Genomic DNA, 6401 nt, shown 5'->3' on the forward strand with positions numbered 1-6401 from the left:
CAACTACCATCGCCCCCATTCAGCCGTTGGGAACCAGCCACCCGCCAGCCGACTCCACACCGGCGTCACCAACGTCCAGGCCTCATACAGCTAGCGATCCATCGGACTGATGCCCACTTTGCTCGACAGATGTCAGAGATTGAAAACAATCCTTAATGCCCCATCCCCATACCGCCGTCCACCGGAATTACTGCGCCCGATACGTACGAGGAATCGTCACTTGCCAAGAAACTGATGACAGCCGCAACATCCTCCGGCCGTCCAACTCGCCGCAGCGGGATGAATTTTTCAGCGAGACCTCGCAAGTCATCGGGCAGCGCAGAGGTCATATCCGTCTCGATAAAACCTGGTGCTACGACATTGGCCGTAATTGCGCGTGAACCAAGTTCACGCGCAATCGAACGAGCCAGACCAATAAGACCAGCCTTAGATGCAGCGTAGTTAATCTGGCCTGCCTGCCCGCTAAGTCCAACAACTGATCCCAAGAGAATCACTCGACCCCAACGAGCTCGCAGCATTGCACGATTAGCACGCTTCGCAACTCGAAATGCGCCCGTCAAATTCGCATCCACTACACGAGTGAACTGCTCCTCTGACATGCGCATGAGTAGTGTATCGTCGGCAATACCAGCGTTCGCAACGAGAACCTCGACAGGCCCTTGGTGCTGCTCCACTTCCCCGAACGCGCGGTCCACAGACGCCGTATCCGTAACGTCGCATTCAACACCGAATAGACCCGCCGGAACCGCGGACCCTCGGTGGGTCACGGCTATCCTGTGGCCGTCCTCAAGGAGGCGTTGCGCGACAGCAAGACCAATCCCACGGTTTCCACCTGTGACAAGGACGGACCGTGACGTGATGTTCACCATACGCGTAATCCTATCCGGTCAGCCCTGGGCGACACTACTCGGGCTCTCCCAAAACTTCGGCATCGGCCTGGCTCAGCAAGCTGACGTCAAGCCCACCAGCGATCCAGATCAACTCCTACTTCTTAACAGCCAAGGTAACTCCATCCGCAAACGGTAACATCGACAATTCTATTCGCGAATCCTGAAGAAGAAAGCCATTGAATTCCCTGATAGCTTTAGTATCCGCATCTTGAAATTCGCTGTCGATAACCCGACCAAAGTACAGCGTGTTATCTACGATAATCAAGCCGCCGCTCCGGGTAAGCTGTAATGACCTTTCGAAATATTCTGAGTACCCAGATTTGTCCGCATCGATAAATACGGCGTCGAATGCAGCTTCTCCTAAGGTGTTCAGCAAATTGTCGAGAGTGTCACGAGCATCGCCGATCAAAAGTTCAATCCGGTTATGGACACCCGCCTCTTTCCAGTAAGGGACTGCTATACCTGGCCACTTGGGTGAGATATCGCATGTCACGAGCCGTCCGTCAGGAGGAAGCGATCTCGCAATACACAGCGAACTATATCCAGTGAAGGTTCCAATCTCTAGAACCGATCGAGCGCTAATCATACGAATGAGAAGCGATAGCAGCTGCCCCTCCTCCGGCATGATCTGCATAGCCTTCCCCATAGGATACTTTTCCGTCTCCTCCCGGAGACTCAGGAGTATCGCATCCTCACGAAGAGACATGTCTCGAATGTATCGAACAATTCCGCTTGATATTTCAGTTTGGCCTGCCATCGCATCTGCGCCTTCCGCGTCTATGTCAGCGTCCCCGCAGGACGAAGAATAGGTGCCGTCAATCGAACCGTCTCGGCATCCGGTCGCTGATCAGGGATTAGGTGGAAACGTCGAGTATCATCTTGAGCTTCTTTAAGCGAAGTTTCGCACAAGCAGATCGACTCCTCAAAGCCCGCGAAGCGATAAGCCATCTCCATCATACGGTTTCGTTCAGTAGCTCGAAAATCTGCGATCAAATGCACATCTGACCGTAAAGCCTCGGAAATAAGCCAATTTAATATTACTGAACCAATACCGAACGAGACAACTCTGCATGAAGTCGCGAGCAGCCGCAAATGCCACGTGTACGTGTGTTTCTCCAAGAGAATTACGCCTATTGCACCGTGCGGTCCATAACAATCCGTTAACGTCGCTACGCACACCTCATACGAATCATCGTTCAACAGACTACGAAGCGTGCTGTCTGAGTAGTGAACGCCAGTTGCATTCATTTGACTAGTACGAAGCGTAAGTTCTTCGACCCTTGCCAAACTGCTATCATCAGCACGAACAATCGACAGAGATAAGTCCAGCGACTTTAAGAATTCCGAGTCAGGTCCTGTAAAATGCTCCCTTGCTGTTTCTCTCTTGAACGATGCGCGGTACATCTCCCTTCGCCGTCGCGCATCCTCCGTCACTTGTCGAGGATTAAACTCAGGAAGGTCCTGCAAGCTGCCTAGCTGCTCGGGTGAGTAACACCGAACTTGCGGCAGATGGAAGACTACCTCAGCGCGCTCCGCCACTTGATCGTCGATGAACGCGATCGCTGACTCAGAAAATTTCAGATCGTTCATTATTCCTTTTATGGCCTCAGACTTTGGCCCCCAGCTGATCCGCGGAAGGATAAAATACTCCGCGATACCAAGCTCCTCAAGCTTAGCCCACGCATAATCGAAATCATTCTTACTCGCGATTGACTGCAGAATTCCTCTCGAATCGAGTATCCGTATCAAGTCACGGACCGAATCAGCAATACTCACATTCTGATCTTCCAGTAAGATACCGCTCCATAGAGTGTTGTCGAGATCCCACACGATACACTTTATGGACTTAGCGACTTCAGCCACAATTTTCCCCTAGGATCTCAATAGTCGGCGATGAGTGCATGTTCAGCGAGAAGAAGCTGACATATTTCATTGCTGCCTTCGATTATTTCCATCAACTTTGCATCACGATAAGCACGCGCGACAGGCTGGCCGTCTTGCACCCCAGACGATGCGAGCACCTGAACTGCACTAGCCGCGCCACTCACTGCACGTTGCGCGCTGACATATTTCGCCAATATGGTGGCTGATATCATGTGCGGGAGTTTTGAGTCCCAGCATCCACTGGCATACTCGCAAGATCTTGTAGCAATTTGCTCGGCGGTGAACAAGTCAGCAATATGCTGCGAGATCAGCTGATGCGCCGAGATCGTCGTACCGAATTGTTTCCGAGATTTGGCATGCCTAATAACCTCTTCGAGACAGGCTCGTAAAATTCCTACGCAACCCCACGCAACTGAAATTCGACCGAACATCAATGCCGTAGTGATTAGTAGCTGGAGAGATTGTTTCGTGCCACCAAGCAGACTGTCTTGCGTAAGACGAACCGCATCGAATTCGATGTTCGCGTGGCCAGCTGCCCGACAGCCCAGTGGATCGGCGATCTTCTTGATAGTCACTCCCGGATGAGAAGCAGGGACGACCACGGCGGCAGCTCCACCTTCAAACTTCCCGAAAACAATGATCAGGTCTGCATAATCGGCCGCAGTGATCCATACTTTGCTTCCTTGCAATACTAGATGCTCTCCAACCTTTGTGATCTCGGTTGCTATCGTTGACAAATCGCTTCCCGAGTCGCGCTCGCTAAATGCAACAGCTGCAACTTTACCTGCCGTAAGTTCCGAAAGGTATTCTTTCCTCTGACTGGAGTATCCAAGCTTTTGAATTGTCCAGGCCGCCATACCTTGTGAGGTCATTACGCTTCGCAGCGAACTACACTGTTTACCAACATGAGCAGTTAGTCGCCCGGTCAACAAACTATCAAAACCTACACCACCATATATCTCGGGAACCTGCGTGCATAGCAAGCCACTCCGCCCGAGTCCTTTCAAGACCTCGCGCGGCAGAACACCCGACAAGTCCCAGGACTCGGCCTTATTTCCAATCAGAGAATCAATCATTCGGCACGACTCGGCGTAAAGATCAGACTTCAATTGTCACCCTGTAGCCGAGTCACAAGATCTACCATTGCGTCCACGGACACAAAGTTTTCCAGCCGCAGGTTAGAACCGATAATTTCAATGTTGAATGAACCTTCGAGGTACACCACGAGTTCCATCGCAAAGATCGAGGTCACGAGACCTTTCGCGAATATGTCTTGACTGGGTTCTATCTCGGCCTTCAACCTTGTTGTGAGATAGTCTAAGATCTTCTGCTCGACTAATCCTGCATCGTCCGCCACACCAGCAGTCGAGTTAGATTCGATCGACATCTTGTCCCTTTCAGTATTCGTAGAAGCCTCGACCAGTTTTCCGGCCGAGTTCGTTGTTGATAACCTTGTGGAGCAATACTCCGCTTGGCTTGTAGTAATCGTCGCCGGTCCGCTCGTGGAGAGCCTGAAGAGCATCGACAAGGTTATCGATACCTATGAGATCGGCAGTACGGAGCGGTCCTGTCGGATGCCCCAGACATCCTTGCATCAGCTTATCCACCGCATCCGCCGAAGCGATTCCTCGGTCGACGATTCTCGCAGCTTCGTTTATCATAGGATGCAAAAGACGACTAGTTACAAACCCTGGCGAATCCTGTACGACAATTGACTCTCGCCCTATTTTCGCTAAGAATTTTTCCGTCTTATCGAGAACTTCCGTGGATGAGCGTGGACCACTGATCACCTCCACCATTGCGATCAGGTATGCTGGATTCATAAAGTGTGTTCCCACTATATCTTGCGGCCTGCTTGAAGTATCAGCAAGCTCCCCTATAGGGATCCCGGATGTATTGGTTATCAATGGCGTCCCCGCATCAACCTGATCAGCTATCTCCTCAAGAACCTTCCGCTTCCGTTCAGAACTCTCGACAATTGCCTCGATAACCACCATGCTTTGTTTCAGCTGTCCGTCGACCTCTTTAGCGGTCGTCAGGCATCCTTGTTTCTTATCGCTCTGTGTTATTCCTACAAGCTGGGCGTGCCGTACCTGATTCGATATTCTCGCCGGTGCCGCCGAAAGTGCGACGTCATCAGTATCGACTAAATGCACAGAGATCCCGTTGATAATCACGGTTGTGGCGATCGCGGTACCCATTACACCTGCTCCAACTATAGTGACTTTATCCATGTAAGTATCACTATCCATAGCCATACCAGCCTTCAAGATGTCTATCTTCCGTACTGCCTATCGGTGCTTCACGTGAGTCTTGCGGGCAACTGGCTTAACCACGCATCAATCGCTGAGACAACCTCGCTTGAATCCTCGCCAATCATTGAAAAATGGTCGGCATCTATGACTCGGAGTTCCTGCGATTCCAACCATGGACGCGCCATGATAGGTGTCGGTCTCCGGAACTCCGACGACTCAGTATAAAATTTCGGCTTTCCGCATTGGAGAAATAGAGTTTTTGATTCGTGGGTATCCAGAACAAATTCATGAATTAGACGTGTCCACCACGCCATTGCGGTCAGCCTTGCGCTGTCAAACCCATCGAAGGACTCCTCGGTTTCATAGATCATCCGTAGTATCTGTGGGACAAGATCTTTTGGCCAGTCGATTGTGGGGGAAAAAGAGTCGAGGAGAATAACTCCAGCAGCTTCGATATCTTGGTCTGATTTTAGATAGCTGGCGACGGCGGATGCTATCAGCCCTCCAGATGAGTAGCCAGCTAACACAAATCGCCTGTCTCCCGCCGTCGAGATTACCATGTCCGCGAGCGAATCTAGTGCGACGGTTGCGTCGTCGGGCAATGGTTCTCCGTTTTTAAATCCCGATAACGGAATGCTTATAACTCGCCTGCGGCTCTGGAAGGCAGCTCCCATCCCAATCTGCTGATGGACACCTCCTGTCACTGCGGGCGTACATATAAATATTAGATCGATTGATTCGGGGCCATCGCTATGCAACACCGACGATGGTATCTCGTCCTCGTCGCTTTCTTTATATCGGGCCCGAAGGCAAGCTGCCGCGTAGAGTAAGTCACCGCCTTCATCAGTTCTGCCAGCAAGGACTGCATTTCGGTAAAGATCGGGTAGCGTCTGCTCGTTCGGTCCTGCTTGTTCCGGTTTGGCTGCTGGAGCATTTTTTGAACACCATCCATCCTCAACCCGCCCGGTGTCTTCGAGGCCAGCAAGGATATAGCGCGTAAGGGCTCCGGCGGTGGAGTGGTCGAATACAGTCATTGGTGACAGCTTCAACCCTGTGGCTTCTATAAGTGCGTTTCTCATCTCCATGGCGGTTAGTGAGTCGAATCCCGAGTCAATGAAGTTCACGTCAGGCCCGTTTAGCTCATAGTTGCGAAGGATGTTGCGGGCGTTGTATAGCACCAATTCGAGAACGATGCCTCTCCTCTTTTCCTTCTCTGCGTACATGAATCTTGTTCTGAAGTCGCTGTTCTCCTTTAGTGGCTGAGCCGTTCGCCGTAGGGTGATCACCTGTCGCCAGATCGGTGCCAGCCCGGTGGTGCGGGCCTGGGCCTTCAACGCGGTCTGGTCGAGCCGGGCCGCGACCACCGTGGGAT

At 51.7% G+C, this 6401-nt stretch carries 7 protein-coding genes; all 7 read right to left on the reverse strand.

Annotated elements, in window-relative coordinates:
- Positions 1-152 precede the first annotated feature (152 nt).
- Positions 153-869 (reverse strand): 3-oxoacyl-ACP reductase FabG1, encoded by a 717-nt coding sequence (gene fabG1 / locus AB0H71_RS33800; protein ID WP_357029637.1) that lies wholly within the window; start codon positions 867-869, stop codon positions 153-155.
- A gap of 115 nt (positions 870-984) precedes the next feature.
- Positions 985-1596, reverse strand: a complete 612-nt coding sequence (locus AB0H71_RS33805) for a class I SAM-dependent methyltransferase (RefSeq protein WP_357029640.1) — start codon at positions 1594-1596, stop codon at positions 985-987.
- Between the two features lie 71 nt (positions 1597-1667).
- Positions 1668-2720: an HAD-IIIC family phosphatase gene (locus tag AB0H71_RS33810; RefSeq protein ID WP_357029643.1), complete on the reverse strand. Its 1053-nt coding sequence runs from the start codon at positions 2718-2720 to the stop codon at positions 1668-1670.
- 50 nt (positions 2721-2770) lie between these two features.
- Positions 2771-3850, reverse strand: a complete 1080-nt coding sequence (locus AB0H71_RS33815) for an acyl-CoA dehydrogenase family protein (RefSeq protein WP_357029646.1) — start codon at positions 3848-3850, stop codon at positions 2771-2773.
- Positions 3851-3879: 29 nt separating this feature from the next.
- Positions 3880-4161 carry a hypothetical protein gene (locus tag AB0H71_RS33820; RefSeq protein WP_357029648.1) on the reverse strand — a complete coding sequence of 94 codons (282 nt, stop codon included), beginning with the start codon at positions 4159-4161 and terminating at the stop codon, positions 3880-3882.
- 10 nt (positions 4162-4171) lie between these two features.
- Positions 4172-5044 (reverse strand): 3-hydroxyacyl-CoA dehydrogenase family protein, encoded by an 873-nt coding sequence (locus AB0H71_RS33825; protein WP_357029651.1) that lies wholly within the window; start codon positions 5042-5044, stop codon positions 4172-4174.
- Between the two features lie 32 nt (positions 5045-5076).
- A partial coding sequence (locus AB0H71_RS33830) for an alpha/beta fold hydrolase (protein ID WP_357029653.1) occupies positions 5077-6401 on the reverse strand: 1325 nt, incomplete at its 5' end.

The sequence above is a fragment of the Nocardia sp. NPDC050697 genome, assembly GCF_040654395.1.
Lineage (GTDB): Bacteria > Actinomycetota > Actinomycetes > Mycobacteriales > Mycobacteriaceae > Nocardia.

Bases quoted from the DNA above. Each gene is read 5' to 3' on its own strand.
- fabG1 (WP_357029637.1), bottom strand. From the start codon at position 869: ATGGTGAACATCACGTCACGGTCCGTCCTTGTCACAGGTGGAAACCGT.
- AB0H71_RS33805 (WP_357029640.1), bottom strand. From the start codon at position 1,596: ATGTCTCTTCGTGAGGATGCGATACTCCTGAGTCTCCGGGAGGAGACG.
- AB0H71_RS33815 (WP_357029646.1), bottom strand. From the start codon at position 3,850: ATGATTGATTCTCTGATTGGAAATAAGGCCGAGTCCTGGGACTTGTCG.
- AB0H71_RS33820 (WP_357029648.1), bottom strand. From the start codon at position 4,161: ATGTCGATCGAATCTAACTCGACTGCTGGTGTGGCGGACGATGCAGGA.